The organism is Pseudomonas sp. PS01297 (assembly GCF_029959305.1).
Taxonomy (GTDB): Bacteria; Pseudomonadota; Gammaproteobacteria; order Pseudomonadales; family Pseudomonadaceae; genus Aquipseudomonas; species Aquipseudomonas helleri.
In genome coordinates, this window is sequence record NZ_JASCPQ010000006.1 from 25,942 (window position 1) to 44,923 (window position 18,982).

Here is an 18,982-nt window from a genome sequence, read left to right on the forward strand (position 1 = left end):
AACGTAGGAGCTGCCGAGGAACGACGGCTGCGATTTTTTCTCTGCATCAGAAATCCCAGCGCGTGGTCACCATGAAGTTACGCGGTTCGCCGTACACCGCCGAGTTATAGAAGCCGATGTTGGTGAAGTAGTATTTGTCGAACAGGTTGTTGACGTTAACCGTAGCCGAGAGGTTTTTGCTGATCTGGTAACGGGTCATCAGGTCAACCACCCAGTAGTTGGGCTGTTCAAACTTCTCGTACTGGCCGTGCGGTGAGTTCCAGATGTTTTGCCACGCGGTGTTCTGCCAGCGTGCACCGCCACCCACGGTGAATTTGTCCAGTTGGCCTTGCAGTTTGTAGCTGGTGTACACCTTGAACTGGTCCTGCGGTTCGAAGGTGGAGATTTTCTCGCCGTTATCGTCGCGCACGATCTTGTGGGTGTAGCCGCCTTGTACCTGCCAGCCAGGGCTCAACTCGCCCGAGAGTTCAAATTCAAAGCCTTTGGTCCGGGCTTTGGTGCCGACGAACGCATAGTTGGAAGGGGTCGGCTTGAGGTTGTTGTAGGCATCATCGGGTACTGAACGGTTGCTTTCTTTGATCTCGAAGTAAGCCAGGCTAGCGTTCAGTCGGCCCTCAAGGAACTCGGCCTTGAGACCCACTTCGTAGTTCTCGCCTTTGTCCGGATCAATCAGGCGATCATTTCGGTCGCGGTTGTAGTTTTCCTGCGGAATGAAAATATCGGTGTAGCTGGCGTACACGGAGTAGGTGTCATTCAGGTCGTAAATGGCCCCGACATAGGGAATGAAGCGCCCGGATTCACGGTACGACGGCGTGTTGCCGGTCATGTGGTAGTCCACCACGCGGCCACCGACCAGCACTTTCAAGTCATCAGTGACGTTGAAGCGGGTGGTCATGTAGGTGCCGGTCTGGCGAATCACGTCGTCGGTGTATTGGCCAACAGGCCCCCAGGCCGGTTTTTCTGCGTGGCCGTCCCAGTTGTTGAAGTCCACCAGGTTGGTGCCCTGGTAGATGGGGTTCCAGTAGCCTTGACCCTTCCAGTGGGCTGAGCTGATCGAGCCGCCAAGGACCATTTCATGTTCGCGACCAAACAGCTGGAAGGGGCCGCTCACATACAGATCGGCCGAGTTGCTGCGCGTGTTGCCAACGTAGCGTTGGGCGTTGATCGGGGTGGTGCCGTCTTCATACGGGTAGTCACCCTGGATCGAGCCCATTTGCGCATCGTAGCCATTGAGCTTGTGGTCCAGTTGCAGCTTGGTCACCCAGCCTTCGCCCAAGTCATGCTCAAGCGTGGCGAACACGGTGCGGGTGTATTGCTTCCAGTTGCTCCAGTCGGTGCCGTTGTTGAATGAGCGTTTGACGCTGTTGAGGTCGCCCTTGGAATTGATCAGCGGGTAGCTGCCGGACCAGCTCGACCCCATGGGTTTGTTGTCCTGATAGTCGCCGCCCACAGTCAGTAGTGTGTCGGGCGTCAGGTCAAATTCGAGAATCCCGTAGAACACTGAGGTTTTGCGCGAGTAGTGGTCCTGGTACGAGTTTTTGGCCTGATAGGCCGCTACTGCGCGGCCACGCACGTTACCGGTTTCGGTCAGGGGGCCGCTTACGTCCACTTCGCTGCGGTAGTCGTCCCACGAGCCTGCGCCGAGCGTGGCATGGCCTTTGAACTCGGAGGTAGGTTTTTTGCGCACCAGGTTGATCACCGCGCCCAACGAACCGGCCCCGGTGAGCAGGCCGGTCGAGCCCTTGATCACTTCAATACGGTCATAAATGGCCGTGTCGCTCAAGGTATTGCCTGCCGAATAGCCGACGTTGGTGGTGGCCGACGGGATGCCGTCGTACTGGAAGTTGCTGATCGAGAACCCGCGTGCGTAGTAGTTGCTGCGGTCACTGTCATAGGCCGACACGGTGATGCCGGGGGTGTGGCGCATCACGTCGTCGACGTTGTTGAGGCCGAAGTCGTCCATGTGCTGACGGGTCACAACGGTGACCGTTTGCGGTGTTTCACGCGGTGTCAGCACCAACCGGGTGGCGGTGGCGATGGTGCCTGGCGTGTAGGAACCCGAGCCTTCGGTCACGGTACCCAACAGGTTGCTGGTGACCGCTGTCGCGCCCAGTTCCAGTGCCGAACCGGTTTGCGGCACCGGCGCCAGCACCACGGCATTTTCGCCACTCGACTGAGCTTCAAGGCCGCTGCCGGTCAGCAGTTGAGTCAAGGCCTGGCGGGTGGTCATGGTGCCGTTGACGTCCGGCGAGGTAATACCTTGGGCCATGTCTGCGGAGTAGGCGATTTGCAGCCCGCTCTGGGTGCTCAGTTGGTCCAGCGCGTTGGCCAGCGGCTGGCGGGCAATCGCGAAACTGTGGGTGTCCAGCGCTGTATTGCTGACGGAGGTGGTTGCGGGCTCGACGGCCTGAACGTTGCTGTATGCGAGGAAAACAGCGAGCGCCAATGCGCTGCGTGCATAGGTGGTGTTGAGGGTAGGAAAGTACATGCGAGCCCCGAGTGAATAGGAAGTATTTGCAATAACAAACACCTTGACGGGTTGAGCTCACGAAAGCCGTAAAACTTTTTGAAAATTTTTTGCGCGGGGCCCGCTTCTGCCTGCAATGAACTGCGTGGAAGCCTGCGATTGTTTAGCCAAAACCGATCCAAGCATCAGGAAAGCAGACTTTTACCCTCAATAGCACCGTGCCACCTTACGACGTTCATTCAGCCCGCAACAGGAGAGCAAGACCCATTCGAGTGATGTGCAATCACCCTTGAACAGTAGGAGATAACAATAATGATCAAAGCTCTGAAATTCGCAGTTCTGGCAACGGGGATCGTCACTGCCAGCCACGGCCTCGCGGCCGACCTCACCATCGTTTCGTTTGGCGGCGCCAACAAGGACGCCCAGGTAAAAGCCTTCTACAAGCCTTGGCAAAAGGCCGATGGCAGCAAGGTGATTTCCGGTGAATACAACGGGGAAATGGCCAAGGTCAAAGCCATGGTCGACACCGGCAGTGTGTCCTGGAACACCGTGGAGGTGGAGTCTGCCGAACTGGCCCGCGGCTGCGACGAGGGCATGTTTGAAACCCTCGATCCGGCGCAAATCGGCCTCGATCCCAAAGACTTCGTGCCGGGCGCCATCCAGCCGTGCGGCATCGGCTTTCTCGTCTACTCGACGGTACTGGCCTACAACACCAAGAAGCTGAAAGAGGCGCCTACCGGCTGGCAGGACTTCTGGGATGTCGAGAAATTTCCGGGCAAACGTGGCCTGCGCAAGCTGGCTAAATCGACCCTGGAGTTTGCCTTGATCGCTGACGGCGTTGCGCCTGCCGACGTCTACACCACCTTGGCGACCAAGGCCGGTCAGGACCGTGCCTTTGCCAAACTGGACCAGATTAAACCGCACATTCAATGGTGGGAGGCTGGTGCCCAGCCGCCGCAGTTTTTGGCTGCCGGGGACGTAGTGATGAGTTCCGTCTACAACGGACGGCTCTCGGCCGAGCAAAAGAAAAAGTATGACCTGGACCTGGTCTGGAACGGCGGGCTCTACGAGTTCGATTCCTGGGCTATCCCCAAAGGCGCCAAGCATCAAGACAAGACCCGCGAGTTCATCGCTTTTACGTTAGAGCCTGAGCAGCAGAAAAACTTCGCCGAAAACATCGACTACGGCGCCGCCAACATGCGCGCCATGGACCTGCTCGACAAGGCCCGGATCGCCGAACTGCCCACCGCGCCTGCCAACCTGGCGCAGCAGATTCCGGTGGATGCGCTGTTCTGGGCCGATCACGGCGAGCAACTGGAACAGCGTTTCAACGCCTGGGCCTCGCGCTAACCTGAATGACTCCGCCATGGTGGGTGTGCCATGGCGGTTGTCTTAATGAATCACCAGCACGCCACCGGGCAAACGCGTCAGTCGGGTTGAAGTGACTTTATTCAGCGCCTCAACGATTGCCACGGGGTTGTTCAGTTGGTAATTGCCGCTGACACGGTGTTTGGCCGCCGTTTCGTTGAACAACAGGATGGGCTGCGGGTAGTAACGCCCGAGGGTGTTCAGCACCTGCGCCAGTGGCTGGTCCTGAAATGACAGTCGGCCTTGCACCCAGGCCATTTGCCGTTCAGCGCCGTCGCTGTTGAGGTCTTGCAGGTGACCGTTTTCGAACTGTTGCCAATTGCCGGCCTGCAACAGGCTTTGCTCACCGGCCTTGTCGGTAAAGCGCACCTTGCCTTCACGCACTGCGACGGTAACGTCCTCGCCCTGGAGGGCCACGCTGAATTGGGTGCCGACCACGGTGACGCGGGCGTCGGCGGCGTCGATTTCCAGCGGGCGCGATGGATCATGGAAGGCTTCGATAAAAAACTCACCCCGCAATAAGCGGATGCGCCGGTGATCGGCGTTGATGTCGGTGCTGATGGCGCTGTTGCTGCCCAGCACAATCTGCGAGCCATCGCCCAGGGTGAGGTGTCTGACCTCTGCCACGGCAGTCATTTGATCGGCGCGCAGGTGCATCGGCAGGTCTGACAACCAGGCGCTGGTGAGCATGAGCAGCAGCATCGCAGCAGTGGCAAACGCCCACGCCTTGCGCGGCTTGTGGGGCGGGGCGGCGGGCAGGTCGAGATCCAGGTCAAGGCTGCGCAGCGCCTGCTCGAACGCATGGCTTTGCCACAGGTTTTCCAGGGTCTGGTAGGCGGCGCTGTGTTCGGGGTTTGCCGTACGCCATTGTTCAAAGCGTTGACGCAAGGCGGGTTGCCGGGCCATTTCTTCGCGCTGGGCGAACCAGTCGGTTGCCTGACGTTGCACGTGCTCGCTGGGCACAACAGGGGCGGTGGGTGAGTCAGTCATGGGCGGCTTGCTTCTGGATGGCTTTGGCGCAGGCATTAAGCGCAGTACGCAAATCTTTTTCAACCGTACTGATCGAAACATCCAGGCGCTGGGCGATTTCTCCTTTGGACAGGTCCTGTAATCGGCTCAGCACCAGAATCTGTTGCTGGCGCTTGGGCAAGGTCTTGAGGGCAGCCTGAAACTGCTTCAGGGACTGCTGGCCTTGCAGCTGACTGTCCGGGCCGGGGGCGGTGGTAGCGATTTCGGTCAAATGGCGCTCATCGCTGACCTGGCATTCGAAGCGCCTTTTGCTGCGTAAGCTGCGCAGGTGATCGAAGGCCAGGTAGCGGGCAGTCTGATACAAAAAAGGGTGCAGAAACTCCACTGGCCGGGTTTTCAGCGCATTAGCCACTTTTACATAGGTTTCCTGCGCCAGGTCTTCTGCCAGGCTGGCGCAGCCCACCACCCGCGAGAGCATCCGCACCAGCGAAACCCGCTGGTTGATGAAAAGCTCGCTCAGTTTTTGCTGACTGTCCTCTGTACTCATGCTGAACCGCTCCCGCCATTCCCACGCAAATCCAGCGTGCTCGGGGAGCATTCTAATGAGAACCAGTATCATTTCCACATAATTTTTTATCAGCCCTCGCGGGTGGGCCGATCAGCGTTGACAGAACCGTATGCGGTTGCCGAAAGGGTCGTGCACTTCCAGCACTTGGCCCCAGTCCTGTTGAACGATTTGCGGGCGCGCATAACCATAGTGTTTAGCTGTTAACTCAGCGTGAAACAGCTCGATATTGTGCATCGGGACAAACAGCGTCGAACCCGGGCTGGCATCGCCGTGATGTTCCGACAAATGCAGTTCAAGCCCGTTACGGCTGATGCCCAGGTACAACGGCATGCCAGGTTCGAAGCGATGCTCGAACTCCACGTCAAAGCCCAGAAACTCGAGATAAAACTCCCGCGCCTTGGCCTCGTCAAACATTCGCAAGATGGGAATGGGTTTTTCAAATTCGATTGAAAACATGCTGCCTCCTGTCACCGACATGTCTGGATGCTCGCGCTGCCAAGCCTTGATGCTCAAGAGAGACAAAAGGGCGGGCAGCATCAGCCAGCGCCGAGCATAACCAAGCGGGCGCAAAGGTGAAAGTTGCGTGTTTCGGCTGGGCATTGCTTGCTGGCCCGATACCGGTTGGGCATGATCTTTGGCTCACCTTCAGGAAGGCTGCTTATGACCACCCCCGTTCTGCATTTGATGTGCGGCAAGATCGCTTCGGGCAAATCGACCCTGGCAAAGGCGTTGGTCGAAGAGCATACGGCGATTTTGATTAGCGAAGATCGCTGGCTGGCGGCGCTTTACCCTGAGGAGATTCGCTCGGTAACCGATTACCTGCGCTGCGCCCGGCGCCTGCGTGACGTGTTGCAGCCCTTGGTGATCGAATTGCTGGGTTCCGGTGTCAACGTGGTGCTGGATTTTCCGGCCAACACCGTCGCCGACCGCCAATGGCTGCGGGCCTTGGCTGATCAGGCACAGGTTGCGCATTGTCTGCATTACTTGGACGTCGATGACGATACCTGTCGCGCCCGATTGCGCGCGCGCAACGCCAAAGGCGAGCATGAGTTTGCCGCCACCGATGCAGAGTTCGACTTGATCACCCGGTACTTTAAGGCCCCGGATGAGCTAGAAGGATTGACCATAGTCTGCGAGACGCAATAAATCTGTAGGAGCGAGCTTGTCTCGCGATCTTTTGATCTTAAAACGTAAAAGATCGCAGCCTTCGGCAACTCCTACGCTTTTATTGCGTGCACCTGTAGTCGCTGACGAGGGACGAAGGCTGCGATCGGTCGAGCATCGGCCGTAAAAAGAGCCAAAGTTAAAAGATCGCGAGACAAGCTCGCTCCTACAGTTGGATCGCGTACAACCCGTAGCGAGGGTCAGGCCTCGTCAATATCCAGCGCTTCGCCGGTTGCGTAGTAATGGCCACCGGCAATGTAGTGCAGGCTGCGCCAGGCCGGGTCGGCGGTTTCGAAGTGCCAATGGCCGTCGCTGAAGACGCGGGTGTCTGCCCAGGCACCGATCACTTCACCTATAAACAGATCGTAGGCCGTCTGGTTGTGCGGTTCGGGTATCAATTTGCAGGCCAGCCATGCCGAACACCCGGCTACGAACGGCTGGTCATGCCCTTCAATAGCAAACAGTTCAACACCGCTGTCGCTGAGTTTGTTCGGGTCGGTGTTGAGGCTCAAACTGCCGACTTTGCTGGTGAGTTCAATTTGCGCCACGGTCGGCACCTGAATCACGAACAAGCCGCTGTGCTCCACCAGTTCGCGGGTTTTTACGCTCTTGTCCAGCACCACGGTGAGCTTGGGCGGGGCAAAATCCAGCGCACAGGCCCAGGAGGCCGCCATGACGTTTTGCACGCCAGCATGGCGCGCCGACACCAGAATGGTCGGCCCGTGGTTGATCAGTCGATAGGCTTTGTCCAGCGGGACGGCGGCAATGTGCTTGTCCATTCTTGCTCCTGAAAAGAGGGCCGGGTAGGGAGCAGATAATGACTGATTTGTGCAAACCCGTCAGCGGGCCGGCGTTGACAGCGCCGCTGCGGGTTACACGTGCACGGTTGCAGCGGTATTACTTTTCCCACTCCGCCTTGGCAATCAGCAAGCCGTGATTGCCGTTATAGGCGGCGCGCTCGGGTTGCTTCCAGCCTTCGAGCAGCGACTCGTCGAGCTTGTAGATTTCTACGCCCAACGGGCGGCAGACCTTGAGCGGGTCTTCTGCGTCCGGGCCCCACATGGGCAATGACAGGTCGCCGCCAGGGCAGGTCGACAGGGCGCACAGCACGTCAATTTCGGCGAAAAACTCCAGGTAATCACCCTGTTTGGCCGGGCATGCCTTCATAAAGTACATGTCGTCGTGGTTCAGGCCGGTGCACTGGAAGATGTTCAGCACGTCATGCACGTCGAACTCGGTCAGGCCGTGGGGCAGGACTGCGCGGGTCAGGTTTGAGTGGCAGTGATGATGAAAGTCTTCGCCGGTGAGCATCTTGTTGACGTAAGGGTCGCAGCGGGTGCCGAGCAAGTCGTGCAGGCGGCCGCCGTGTTCATCAATGCCGTAATCGGCCAGGCTGTCGTCGGTGATGGTTACCAAAGGCCGCAAAAATGGCAGGTTCGACCACAGGCGGTCATAAGTAGTGACGTGCGCGCCCTGAAGTTGGCGAGTGCGGGCGGCCCACATGCGCTCACGCGGGTCGTTGGCGTTCCAGATGTTGAAGTCGCCGACTTGCGGGCCTATCGGCGTGGTCACGCGAAACACATGGCCAGCCGGTACTTTCCAGGCACGGCCGGTACGGATCGGCACTTCGAACTGTTCGATCAGGGTGCGTTTGCCGGCAGATTCACGCACGCGGTCATAGAAAGGCTTGTCGACTTGTAGCGCGGCACCTTTGCTGACTTGGTAGGCCGCTGGATAGTCCTTGTACATAGTGGGTCCTCTTCTCAGGGTTTGGGCGTGCTGGCCAGAATGTCCAACAGCACGGTTTCGGAATCATTGAGGTAGCTGCTCATGGCTTCCTCGGCGGCTTTTTTGTTGCCTTCGGCGAGCAGGTCGTGGATCTGCCGGTCCCGTTCGAGCCAGGGTTTCTGAAAGTTTTCTTCACTGGGGGCACTGGAAAACACCAGGCGCATTTGCGCCGCGACCTGGGTGAAAAACTCATCGAACAGCGGGCTGCGCAGCAAGCCGACGATGTGTTGGTGAAAGCGCAAGCTGTGGGTGCCGAAGGCTTGCCAGTTTTCCCGGTCCTGGGCCAGTTGCGCGGCTTCGATGGCTTCGAGCATCAGGTCGGACTGGTACTCGCGCAGCGGTTTGCTGGCGGCAATGGCCTGTAATTCGAGGGTGCGGCGCACATTGAAAATGTCGCGCACGTCGTCGATGCCCATGCGCCGTACCATCACGCCTTTGTTGCGTACGTAGCTGGTCAGGCCTTCACGGCCCAGTTGGTGCAGGGCCTCGCGCACGGTGTTGCGCGAGGCGTTGTAGGCATTCACCAGTTCGCTTTCTGTCAGCGGCATGCCCGGCAGCAGGCGCCCGCCAATGATGTCTTCACGCAATTCGATGGCGACCTGGTCCGACAGGGACAGGCTTTTTTCCTTGGGTTGATTCACGCTGAGACTCCTTGGGCTCATGCAAGCTGTACGTCTTTGAGGAACTTGGTCATGCGTTCGCTGCGTTGTTCGAGCATCTCGCGCGGCGCCGCGTCTTGAATGATCTGACCGCCCTCCATAAACACCACGCGGTCCGAAAGCTTGAAGGCGAAGTTCATTTCGTGGGTGACGATGACCATGGTCATGCCTTCTCGCGCCAGCTCTTCGATGACCGCCAGCACGTCGCCGACCAGTTCCGGGTCGAGGGCCGAGGTGGGTTCGTCAAACAGCATCACCGAAGGGCGCATGGCCAATGCCCGGGCGATGGCCACCCGCTGTTGCTGGCCGCCAGACAGTTGATGCGGGTATTTGCCGGCGTGATCGAGCATGCCGACCTTTTTCAACAGGGCCAGGCTCAGCAGGCGCAGTTCTTCACCCGCGCCGTGGGCGTGATAGACCGGGGCGAGCATCACGTTCTCCAGCACGGTCTTGTGGGCAAACAGGTTGAAGCCCTGGAAGACCATGCCCACATGCACGATGTTTTGCATGTGCACTTTGTGGCTGAGCGGGCCTTCGGGGTCTTGCGTGCCGCGCAGAAATGGCTGGCCTTGCAGGGTGATCTGGCCATGATCGAGGCTCTCGAGGCCATTCATGGTGCGGATCAGCGTGGTCTTGCCCGAGCCGGAAGGGCCGATGATCGACACCACTTCGCCCCAGCGCACATTCAAGTCCACGCCTTTGAGCACTTCCAGCTCGCCATACGACTTGCGCACGCTTTGCGCTTGCAGGGCAAATTCGCCGGGCGCAGCTTGATCGCTGTTACGCCGGGTAACCACTTGGCCCAGTTCAGCCGGGGCGATGGTTTTGGGTTTGCGGCGGGTTACGTCCAGATGGTTTTCCAGCAGGTGCAGCAGGCGGCTGAACACCGTGACGATGAGCACGTAATAGAACGCCACGGCCAGCATGGTCTCCATCACGAGGAAGTTCTGGGTGTAAAGCTGTTGGCCTACCAGAAGGATTTCTGACAGCGAAATCACCGACACCAGCGAGGTCAGTTTGACGATCGTGATGTATTCATTGGCCAGGGTGGGCAGCGCGACACGCAAGGCTTGGGGCACCACAATCAGGCGTTGAATGCCTTTATAGCCGACGCCCAGCGCCTTGCCGGCCTCCAGTTGCCCTTTGACCACGGCCAGCAGCCCGCCACGGTGAATCTCGGCGATATACGCCGCTTCACTGAGCACCAGCGCGATAAGCCCGGCGCTGTAGGGGTTGGACAACACCACGCTGGTGGACGGAAACACCTGCGGCAGGTTGTAGACAAAAATCAGCAGGACCAGCAGCGGCAGGCTGCGAAAGAACCAGATATAGAGGCCTGCGGCATTGCGTAGCCAGCGGCGTTGCGACTGTCTGGCCAGGGCCAGAAAGAAGCCGAAGATGATCCCCAGCACCCAGGTTTCCAGGCTCAGTTCAACCACCGTCGCGACGGCCCGCCAGAAGTCACCGTTCCACAACAGGCCCAGGGTGTAGTGCCAATCGAATTGCATGTGCTTGCTCCGAATGTCTGTGATCGTTGCGCCGGTAGGGAAGCACCGGGGAATCCGCTACCGGTTACGCCTCACGGGGTGTTTCAGTTGCCCAATGCCGTGCTGATTTCCTGAGCCGTGGGTTCAGCCAGGTTGTAGCGGGCGAGCAGTTGGCCGTAACTGCCGTTCTGCTTGATTTGCGCGAGGGCTTCGGTCAGTTCTTCCAGCAGCGGCTGGTTGCCCTTGCGCACGGCCAGGCCGATGACCACCGGGTAAATCAGTTCGTTGGAACTGATAACGGTTTTGCCCTGAAGTTTTTCGACGGTGATCTTGGCCACGGCCGGGTCTTCCATTTGCACATCGACCCCGCGCGACAGCAGGGCCTGGGTGGCTTCAGGCGAGGTCGGGAACTCGCGGGACTCAATCGCTGGCTTGCCATTGGGCAGGCAGTACTCGGCGGAAACCTGATTCAGCTTGGGTACCCACGAGGCGCCTTTGATCGAGCCAACGCGCTTGCCGCACAAGTCCTGGGGCTGCTGAGGCTTGAAGTCGCTGCCGCTGAGCACCATCAACGATGAGCCGGTTTTCAGGTAGCTGACAAAGTCGACCTGCTTGGCGCGCTCCGGGGTGACGTAAAGCGCCGAGGCCACCACGTCGAAGCGCTGGGCGTTGACCCCGAGAATCAGGTTGGCGAAGCGAGTATCGAGAAAGCGCGGCTTCAGCCCCAATTGCTGGCCGAGCAACTGGATGAACTCCGGGTCGAAGCCAGCGGGTTGTTTTTGATCCAGGTAGGTGTAGGGCGGGTAGGTCAGGTCGGAGCCGACCGACAGCTCCCCTTGTTTGAGCGTGCCTTTGACCTCTGCCGCCGATACCAGCGGCGCTAAACACGCAAGGGCGACTGTCAGCGCCAGAGTGTGCTTGGTGGTAGTGCTCATCAGACCTTTACGCATCTTCGTATCCTCGGTGGGTGACAGCAGTGCGGCAATGATTGTTCAACAATCTGTTATTTGTGAGTAAGCGTATTTCGTGCCAACTATTATTTATGGCGTGCGAAAGAGCGCTTTAGAGTCAGATAAATGATTTTTTGAGGAGAGAAGGTGCGCTTAAGCGGTGCGATTTGTTACCGGGCGCCACGTTTTGGGGCGGGGTGTGGGTTTTTATGTGTAGGAGCGAGCTTGCCTCGCGATCTTTTGATCTTGAAAGATCGCGAGGCGGGGGCTAGGGCAGCCTACGGCTCCAGCCCGATGCCGCGCAGGATGACCGTGGTGATGGTTTGTACCGCTTGATCAAACTGTTGGTCTGACAGCGGCTGGTGGCCGTTGAGCACGTTGACCTGGTAGTCGAAGTCCGCGTAGTGCTGGGTCGAGGCCCAGATCATGTACAGCAGGGCAGAGGGCTCTACCGGGTTGATGCGTTTTTCTTCAACCCACTGGCGGATCTTCTCTTCCATGAATTTGGCGCCCTTGGACATGTGTTCTTCGAGCATGTCCTGAAACAGGGGCGCACCGCGCATGATCTCGTTGGCCCAGAGTTTTGAACCGTGGGGGCGCAAACGCGAGTGGGTCATTTTTTTCATCACGTAGCTGGTCAGTACCACGCGCGGGTCGTCGAACTGTACAAAGCAGTCGCCTTCCAGGTCCCAGGTGCCGAGGAGGTTGACCAGCACTTCGCGGTAGAGGTCTTCCTTGGTGGTGAAGTAGTAATGCAGGTTGGAGCGTGGCAGTTCGGCATGCAGGGCAATGTCGGCCATTTTGGTCCCGGCATAGCCTTGTTCGGCAAAAATTTTCTCCGCAGCTAAAAGGATTTTTTCGACGTTTTTTCGGCGGATTTTAACTTTAGGATTGGTCATCGAATTCCATATTCGGGCGAAGGATCAGCTCGGGTCTATGCGTGCGTAGCATAGTTCAAATCATTCACGACAATCAGGTCAGCCGCCTGAACAGACGGCCGACCTGTCCGCCTTTTTATGGCGCAGTGCGGAAGATTTCTGCGTACAGCGGCCAGTGGTCAGACACGCCTTCGGCATGCCGGGCACTGTCAAAACGTGCCGGGCTGCCCCAGCGATTGACCTGGTACGGGCTGCGGTTGGCTAACCGGATGCTCGCCGGGTCGACCTGCCAGCCATTGAAGCCGCCCGCCGTGGTCATTTGCTTGGGGAACAGCAGCATGTCGAAGAACGACCACTCGCGTTTGGTGTGGTAGTAGTAGCTGCCTTTGCAGTCATTGCAGCCAATGAATTGCGAGACGGCCCAGGTGCGGGCCAGGTCTTTGGCGATATAGCCGTTCTGTTTTTCTTCCCCGGCATTGATGTTGAAGTCACCGCCGACAATGGGCAGCACATCGCTTGGCAGTTCGCTTTTCAGCTGTGCCAGATACGCCACGGCTTGCTGGCGCAGGTAGCCCGGAGCGCCGCCAGATGGCAGGTGCACGGCGAACACGGCGGCTTTTTGCCCACCCGGCAGCAGCAAGCGCACTTCAAGGATGCCGCGGGTTTTGCTCACGCGTTCCTGGTCTTCGTTGCCCAAGGCTTTGTACGGCACTCGGTGCAGGCGGGCCTTGTCCCATTGCGGTAAACGGCTGAGCACGGCGGTGTCGATACCCCGCGCATCCCAACCTTCGATCAGCACACGGGTCTGGTAGTTCGACTTGCCGAGGTGGCTGTTGAGCTGCTCAATCACGTTGATGTTTTCAACTTCGTCGAGCATCAGGATGTCCGGGCCACGGCCCTGGTTGATCTGCTGGATGACGGCGCTCAGGCGTTTGAGTTTTTCGTTGAGCAGGGCGTCGGTCCAGTCGTTTTCTTCACACTCCTTGCGCCACGCCGCCACGTCAATTTTGGTGCAGGTGGCGAGGTATTCCGGGTGAGCTTGCTTGACGCTCAGGGGCAGGTAAGCGTAGTCGTCCTTGCCCTCGTCGTGCACGGTGTCGAAGAGGTTTTCGACGTTATAGGTCATCAGCGACACCCGCGCCGAGTCGGCGCTGTGATGGGGGGTGCAGGCGCTCAGGCACAGGACGCTCAGCGCAATGGCGATAGGGGCACGGAGGAATTTCATGGTGGATCGATCCAGGCAAGTAGGGAAGTGTTGGTCTTAAGCGTTAGGGGTTACGGAGTGGTCAGCGCCTCCAGGCTCAACTGCATCATGGCGTGGAAGTCGTCCTGGCGTTGTTGGGCGCTGAGCTTATGGCCGGTGAGGATGTGGTCGCTGACGGTGAGGACGGTCAGGGCTTTTTTACCCAGCTCGGCGGCAACGCCATACAGCCCGGCCGCTTCCATTTCTACGGCCAGCAAGCCCATTTTTTGCATGCGTTCAAACAGCCCTGCCTCTGGTTCGTAGAACAGATCGGCGGAAAAAATATTGCCGATGTGTACCGGCAGTTTTTGCCTGTCGGCTTGACGCACCACGCGCTCAAGCAGGCGGTAATCGCAGATGGCGGCAAAGTCGTGGCCGGCCAGGCGTTTGCGGTTGACGTTGGAATCTGTACAGGCGCCCATGGCGATAATCAGCTCGCTGAGCTGGACGTGGGGCTGCACCGAGCCGCAACTGCCGACGCGGATGATCTGTTCCACGCCAAACTGGCTGAACAGTTCGTGGGCATAGATGGACACCGAGGGGATGCCCATGCCGGAGCCCATCACCGAGATCCGCTGGCCGTTAAAGCGGCCGGTGTAGGCCAGCATGTTGCGCACGCCGTTGACCTGCACCACGTCGGTCAGGTAGGTGTCAGCGAGCATCTTGGCGCGCAGCGGGTCGCCGGGCATCAGCACGGTGTCTGCAAAGGCGCCAGGTTCGGCGTTGATGTGCACAGTGGCCATGATCAGTTGCCTCGCGCCGGTGTATCGAGAAGAAAAGACCGCCCATGGGAGCATGGCGGTAGCCTGAAGAAATCGGCCAGGGTCTGACCAAAATCGGCAAAACTGTCGCGTTCGCCGAGGCTGCCAGGCGTAATGCCTGCGCCCCAGGCCAACACGGGAATGTGTTCGCGGGTGTGATCGCTGCCGGCAAAGCTGGGGTCGCAGCCATGGTCAGCACCCATCAGCAGCAGATCGTCAGGGCGCATCTGCACGAGCAACTCGGGCAGGCGCCGGTCGAAGGCCTCCAGCGCTGCGGCATAGCCGGGGATATCACGGCGATGGCCGTAGAGCATGTCGAAGTCGACAAAGTTGCTGAAAATCAACGTGCGGTCCGGTGCATCGGCCAGCGCGCTGAGGGTGGCGTCGAACAGCGCATCGTTACCGTCGGCCTTGTACAGTCGGCTGATGCCACGGTGGGCAAAAATATCGCCGATCTTGCCCACGGCAAAAACCTGGCCACCGGCTTCGCACAAACGGTCAAGTACGGTCGGGGCGGGCGGCGGCACGGTGTAGTCATGGCGGTTGCCCGTGCGCACGTAGGTGCTCGGGCTATCACCTTTAAAGGGCCGGGCGATGACCCGGCCGATGGTGTACGCATCGCACAATTCACGGGCGATTTCGCACAGGGCCAGCAACCGCTCAAGACCAAAGTCGTCCTCGTGGGCGGCGATTTGCAACACGCTGTCGGCGGAGGTGTAGAGAATCGGTTTGCCGCTGCGCCGATGCTCGTCGCCCAGTTGCTCGAGGATAGTGGTGCCGGAGGCGTGGCAGTTGCCGAGGATGCCCGGCAGGTTGCCCCGTGCGATCAAAGCCTCCAGCAGTTCGGGCGGGAAGCTGTTTTGCTGTTCGGTAAAGTAACCCCACTCAAACAGCACCGGCACACCGGCCATTTCCCAGTGCCCGGACGGTGTGTCTTTGCCGCTGGACAGCTCACGGGCGTAGCCGTAGGCGCCATCAACCTGACTCTCGGCTGGCAGGCCGGGCGGGAACACCCCGGCGCTTAATGCCGCGGCATGCCCCAGCCCGAGGCGGGCCAGGTTGGGCAAGTGCAGCGGCCCTTGGCGTTGTGGGGTGTCGGCTTCGCCACGGGCGCAGGCTTGGGCGATATGCAGCAAGGTGTTGGCCCCGCTGTCACCAAAGGCGTCGGCATCGGCGCTGGCGCCAATGCCGAAAGAGTCGAGCACCAGCAGCAGTGCCCGGCTCATGAAGCCTCCATCAACAGCTGCACGATCAACGGCGAGGCGCTGTCGGTGTGCTCGGTAATGGTATAGGCCGCAAGCACGGCCTTGGCGGCTTGCTCGGCCTTGAACGGGTTGCTGGCATGCACCATGGCCAACGGTTGACCGGCTTCAACGTGCTCGCCGGGGAGTTTTAACTGGCTGAGGCCGACGCTCGGGTCGATGCGGTCTTGCGGGTGCAGGCGGCCGCCGCCCAGAGACACCACGCAAATGCCGATGGCCCGGGTATCAATGCTGTTGACCACGCCCGACACCGGGGCGCAGACCGGGATCACTACCTCGGCTGAGGCCAGGTAGGCCTGCGGGTGCTGGGCCAGGTCGGCCGGGCCGCCGAGTGCTTCGACCATGCGTGAGAAGCGGCGCAGGGCTTCACCGCTGCGCCAGGCGTCAAGCAAGTGCTCACGGGCCTGTTCGGCGCTGCTGGCCAGGCCTGCACAGAGCAACACTTGGGTGGCCAGCGCCAGGGTTACTTCCCACAGGCGCTCGCTGCGCACTTCACCGCGCAACAGGGCAATCGCTTCTTCGACCTCCAGCGCGTTGCCCGCCGAGCGCGCCAGCGGCTGGTTCATGTCAGTGATCAGGGCGCGGGTCTTGACCCCGGCGCCGTTGGCCCCGGACACCAGCGAGTCGGCCAGGGCCACAGCGTTGTCGGCCGTGGACATAAACGCGCCGTTGCCCACTTTGACGTCAATCAGCAGTACATCGAGGCCCGCCGCCAGTTTTTTGCTGAGGATCGAGGCGGTGATCAGGTCGATGGATTCGACGGTCGCGGTCACGTCGCGAATCGAGTACAGGCGCTTGTCGGCCGGGGCCAGATCACCGGTCTGGCCAATGATCGCGCAACCCACGTCAGCGACGATGGCCTGCAAGCGCTCAGGGGAGGGCAGGCTGTTGTAGCCGGGGATGCTGTCGAGTTTGTCGAGGGTGCCACCGGTGTGGCCCAGGCCGCGTCCGGAGATCATCGGCACGTAACAACCGCAGGCGGCCAGCAGCGGTGCCAGCGGCAGGCTGACCATGTCACCGACCCCGCCGGTGGAGTGTTTGTCGACCACCGGGCCCGGCAGGTCCCAGCTCATGACTTGCCCTGAGTCGCGCATGGCCAGCGCCAAAGCGACGCGTTCCTGCACCGTCATGCCCTTGAGCATCACGGCCATGGCGAAGGCGGCGATCTGGCCTTCGCCGATGCTGTTGTCGGTGATGCCGCGAACAAAGCGCTGGATATCGCTGTCGCTGAGGGTCAGGCCTGCGCTTTTGCGGCGAATGACTTCTTGTGGCAACCAGTTCATCAGTACGCTCCTTGCGCTGGGGTGTCGGCACTCAGGCCGATGAGTTCAAGCGTGTTGTCGAGCAGGCTGGAGGCGCCAAAGCGCAAGTGGCGCGGCGAGATCCAGTCTTTGCCAAGGGTGTGTTCGGCCAGCCACAGGTACACCGCTGCATCGCCCAGCATGCGCATGCCGCCGGCGGGCTTGAAGCCGACGTTCGGGTTGGTTTTGGCGATCACATGCAACATCAATTCAGCCGCTTCAGGGGTGGCGTTGATTTTCACTTTGCCGGTGCTGGTCTTGATAAAGTCGGTGCCGGCTTCGATGGCATCGATGCTCGCCCGGCGGATCAGCAAGGCGTTGAGTTCACCGGTTTCGAGGATCACCTTGAGCAGCGCTCGGCCTTCGCACAGCGCTTTGCAGGCGGCGACCAGCTCGCGCCCGCGTTGTTCGTCGCCGCCAATCAGGGCGCGGTACGGGTAAACCACATCGATTTCGTTGGCCCCGTCTGCCAGTGCCTGGCGAATTTGCGCCAGCACCTCGGCCAGCGGCGCATCGCCTGCGGGGAAGTTGCACACGGTGGCCACCTGGATCGAGTCGCCACCCAGGGTATTCAGGGTGCTGCGCGCCAAACGGACAAACTGCGGGTAGACACACACTGCGGCGACAGGCCCGACCGGGGTCAGGGCCTTGCGGCACAGCGCCAGGATGCTGGCGTCGGTGTCGTCGGCGTTGAGTGAGGTAAGGTCCAGCAGGGCGATGACTCGACGTGCCAGTTGGAGTTCGGTGTCATTCATGTCGGTTCTTCGATCTTTCAAGGGCGCCCGGTCAGTGGTGGGCGCCTGTTGGGGTAATAAGGTGCGTTTCACAGTGAAATAAACACGCCGGCCAGTGCTGCACTCATAAGGTTAGACAATGTCCCGGCGGTGACGGCGCGCAGGCCCATGCGGGCGAGATCCTTTCGACGGGAGGGGGCCATGACCCCCAGGCCGCCGAGGATGATGCCGATTGATGAGAGGTTGGCAAAACCGCACAGGGCAAAGGTCACGATGACTTGGGTGTGGGCCGACAACACACTGACGCCTTTGCTTGCCGCTTGCACCGGATCGATGTAAGCCGCGAAGTCGACGTAAGCAACAAACTCGTTGAGCACCAGTTTTTCACCGATAAATCCGCCAGCAACCGTGGCTTCGCTCCAAGGTACGCCAATCAGGAACGCCAGCGGCGCAAACAGGTGACCAAGAATCAGTTGCAGGCTCAGGTGCGGCAGGCCGAACCAGGCGCCGCACCAGCCGAGAATGCCGTTGAGCATGGCGATCAGGGCGATAAAGGCCAGCAGCATGGCGCCGACGTTGAGTGCCAGGTGCAGGCCGTTGCTGACGCCCAGTGCCGCAGCGTCGATGACGTTGGCCGGTTTGTCCTCGGGGTACACCTCAACGCAGCTCGGGTCGTCATGGGGCAGGTGGGTTTCAGGTTCCATCAGTTTGGCCATCAGCAACCCGCCGGGGGCGGCCATAAAGCTGGCAGCGATCAGGTATTTAAGCTCGATGCCGAGGCTGGCGTAGCCGATCAATACAGAGCCGGCCACCGAGGCCAGGCCGCCCGCCATCACCGCGAACAGTTCGCTGCGGGTCATGCTGGCCAGAAACGGGCGCACCACCATCGGCGCTTCGGACTGGCCGACAAAGATGTTGGCGGTGGCCGACATCGACTCGGTGCGGCTGGTGCCCAAGATGCGGTGCAAGGCGCCACCGATCACCCGGATGATCACGTTCATCACGCCCAGGTAGTAAAGAATGGCAATAAAGCTGCTGAAGAACACAATCAGCGGCAACACCTTGATCGCAAAGACAAACCCCTGATGGCCGAATACTTCGAACATCTTCTCGCTGGCCAGCGGCCCGAAGAGAAAGCTGATCCCTTCGTTGGCATAGTCTTGCAGCGACGAAACGGTGTTGGAAATGGCCGCCAGGGTGGTCTGCCCCCATGGCACGTACAGCGCGAATGCACCGACGCCTGCTTGCAGTAAAAAGGCTCCGCCCACTGTTTGTAACTTGATCGCCCGGCGGTTGCTGGAGAGCAATACCGCCAGAAGGATCAATACACCTACACCAATGAAGCTCATGACTGCATTCCCATGTGTAAAGCAGCGAAATCGC

17 protein-coding genes and 1 pseudogene are annotated in these 18,982 nt (G+C 59.8%); 2 read left to right on the forward strand and 16 right to left on the reverse strand.

Features of this window, described 5'->3' with window-relative positions; genetic code table 11:
• Positions 1-46: 46 nt before the first annotated feature.
• Positions 47-2,488, reverse strand: a complete 2,442-nt coding sequence (locus QMX84_RS03805) for a TonB-dependent siderophore receptor (protein WP_282363205.1) — start codon at positions 2,486-2,488, stop codon at positions 47-49.
• Positions 2,489-2,779: 291 nt separating this feature from the next.
• On the opposite strand from QMX84_RS03805, the gene QMX84_RS03810 reads away from it, so the two are divergent.
• The gene (locus tag QMX84_RS03810; RefSeq protein WP_282363206.1) at positions 2,780-3,817 is read left to right on the forward strand and encodes an ABC transporter substrate-binding protein; all 1,038 of its coding nucleotides are present in this window, start codon (positions 2,780-2,782) and stop codon (positions 3,815-3,817) included.
• 42 nt (positions 3,818-3,859) lie between these two features.
• Here the strand turns inward: QMX84_RS03810 and QMX84_RS03815 are convergent, their stop codons facing one another.
• The 3 genes and pseudogenes from QMX84_RS03815 to QMX84_RS03825 all read right to left on the reverse strand — a co-directional run.
• Complete coding sequence (locus QMX84_RS03815) at positions 3,860-4,825, reverse strand: FecR family protein (protein WP_282363207.1); 966 nt, start codon at positions 4,823-4,825, stop codon at positions 3,860-3,862.
• A complete protein-coding gene (locus tag QMX84_RS03820) occupies positions 4,818-5,351 on the reverse strand; it encodes an RNA polymerase sigma factor (RefSeq protein ID WP_048372695.1) in 534 nt (177 codons plus the stop codon). Before QMX84_RS03820 ends, QMX84_RS03815 begins: the two co-directional genes overlap by 8 nt.
• Positions 5,352-5,462: 111 nt before the next feature.
• Positions 5,463-5,813: pseudogene (locus tag QMX84_RS03825) on the reverse strand (glyoxalase superfamily protein); the annotation flags it as partial.
• Between the two features lie 219 nt (positions 5,814-6,032).
• On the opposite strand from QMX84_RS03825, the gene QMX84_RS03830 reads away from it, so the two are divergent.
• A complete protein-coding gene (locus QMX84_RS03830) occupies positions 6,033-6,518 on the forward strand; it encodes an ATP-binding protein (RefSeq protein WP_282363208.1) in 486 nt (161 codons plus the stop codon).
• Positions 6,519-6,736: 218 nt separating this feature from the next.
• Here the strand turns inward: QMX84_RS03830 and QMX84_RS03835 are convergent, their stop codons facing one another.
• The 12 genes from QMX84_RS03835 to QMX84_RS03890 all read right to left on the reverse strand — a co-directional run bounded on the left by QMX84_RS03835 (position 6,737) and on the right by QMX84_RS03890 (position 18,948).
• A complete protein-coding gene (locus QMX84_RS03835) occupies positions 6,737-7,315 on the reverse strand; it encodes a flavin reductase family protein (RefSeq protein ID WP_282363209.1) in 579 nt (192 codons plus the stop codon).
• A gap of 118 nt (positions 7,316-7,433) precedes the next feature.
• Positions 7,434-8,285: a DUF1989 domain-containing protein gene (locus tag QMX84_RS03840; protein ID WP_262124468.1), complete on the reverse strand. Its 852-nt coding sequence runs from the start codon at positions 8,283-8,285 to the stop codon at positions 7,434-7,436.
• 14 nt (positions 8,286-8,299) lie between these two features.
• A complete protein-coding gene (locus QMX84_RS03845) occupies positions 8,300-8,965 on the reverse strand; it encodes a GntR family transcriptional regulator (RefSeq protein WP_241486426.1) in 666 nt (221 codons plus the stop codon).
• A gap of 17 nt (positions 8,966-8,982) precedes the next feature.
• Positions 8,983-10,491, reverse strand: a complete 1,509-nt coding sequence (locus QMX84_RS03850; protein ID WP_123749407.1) for an amino acid ABC transporter permease/ATP-binding protein — start codon at positions 10,489-10,491, stop codon at positions 8,983-8,985.
• An 83-nt stretch (positions 10,492-10,574) separates the two neighbouring features.
• Entirely contained in the window at positions 10,575-11,420 is an 846-nt protein-coding gene (locus QMX84_RS03855) for an ABC transporter substrate-binding protein (protein WP_282363210.1), read from the reverse strand.
• Between the two features lie 278 nt (positions 11,421-11,698).
• Entirely contained in the window at positions 11,699-12,319 is a 621-nt protein-coding gene (locus QMX84_RS03860; RefSeq protein ID WP_048372709.1) for a TetR/AcrR family transcriptional regulator, read from the reverse strand.
• Positions 12,320-12,434: 115 nt separating this feature from the next.
• Positions 12,435-13,523: an endonuclease/exonuclease/phosphatase family protein gene (locus tag QMX84_RS03865; protein WP_282363211.1), complete on the reverse strand. Its 1,089-nt coding sequence runs from the start codon at positions 13,521-13,523 to the stop codon at positions 12,435-12,437.
• Between the two features lie 50 nt (positions 13,524-13,573).
• Positions 13,574-14,284: a purine-nucleoside phosphorylase gene (deoD, locus tag QMX84_RS03870; protein ID WP_282363212.1), complete on the reverse strand. Its 711-nt coding sequence runs from the start codon at positions 14,282-14,284 to the stop codon at positions 13,574-13,576.
• A 2-nt stretch (positions 14,285-14,286) separates the two neighbouring features.
• Positions 14,287-15,528: a phosphopentomutase gene (locus QMX84_RS03875; RefSeq protein WP_282363213.1), complete on the reverse strand. Its 1,242-nt coding sequence runs from the start codon at positions 15,526-15,528 to the stop codon at positions 14,287-14,289.
• Positions 15,525-16,847 (reverse strand): thymidine phosphorylase, encoded by a 1,323-nt coding sequence (deoA, locus tag QMX84_RS03880; RefSeq protein ID WP_282363214.1) that lies wholly within the window; start codon positions 16,845-16,847, stop codon positions 15,525-15,527. The genes QMX84_RS03875 and deoA overlap by 4 nt, the downstream gene beginning before the upstream one ends.
• Positions 16,847-17,620 (reverse strand): deoxyribose-phosphate aldolase, encoded by a 774-nt coding sequence (deoC, locus tag QMX84_RS03885; RefSeq protein ID WP_282363215.1) that lies wholly within the window; start codon positions 17,618-17,620, stop codon positions 16,847-16,849. Before deoC ends, deoA begins: the two co-directional genes overlap by 1 nt.
• Before the next feature lie 68 nt (positions 17,621-17,688).
• Positions 17,689-18,948 carry a NupC/NupG family nucleoside CNT transporter gene (locus QMX84_RS03890; RefSeq protein ID WP_262124479.1) on the reverse strand — a complete coding sequence of 420 codons (1,260 nt, stop codon included), beginning with the start codon at positions 18,946-18,948 and terminating at the stop codon, positions 17,689-17,691.
• Positions 18,949-18,982 lie beyond the last annotated feature (34 nt).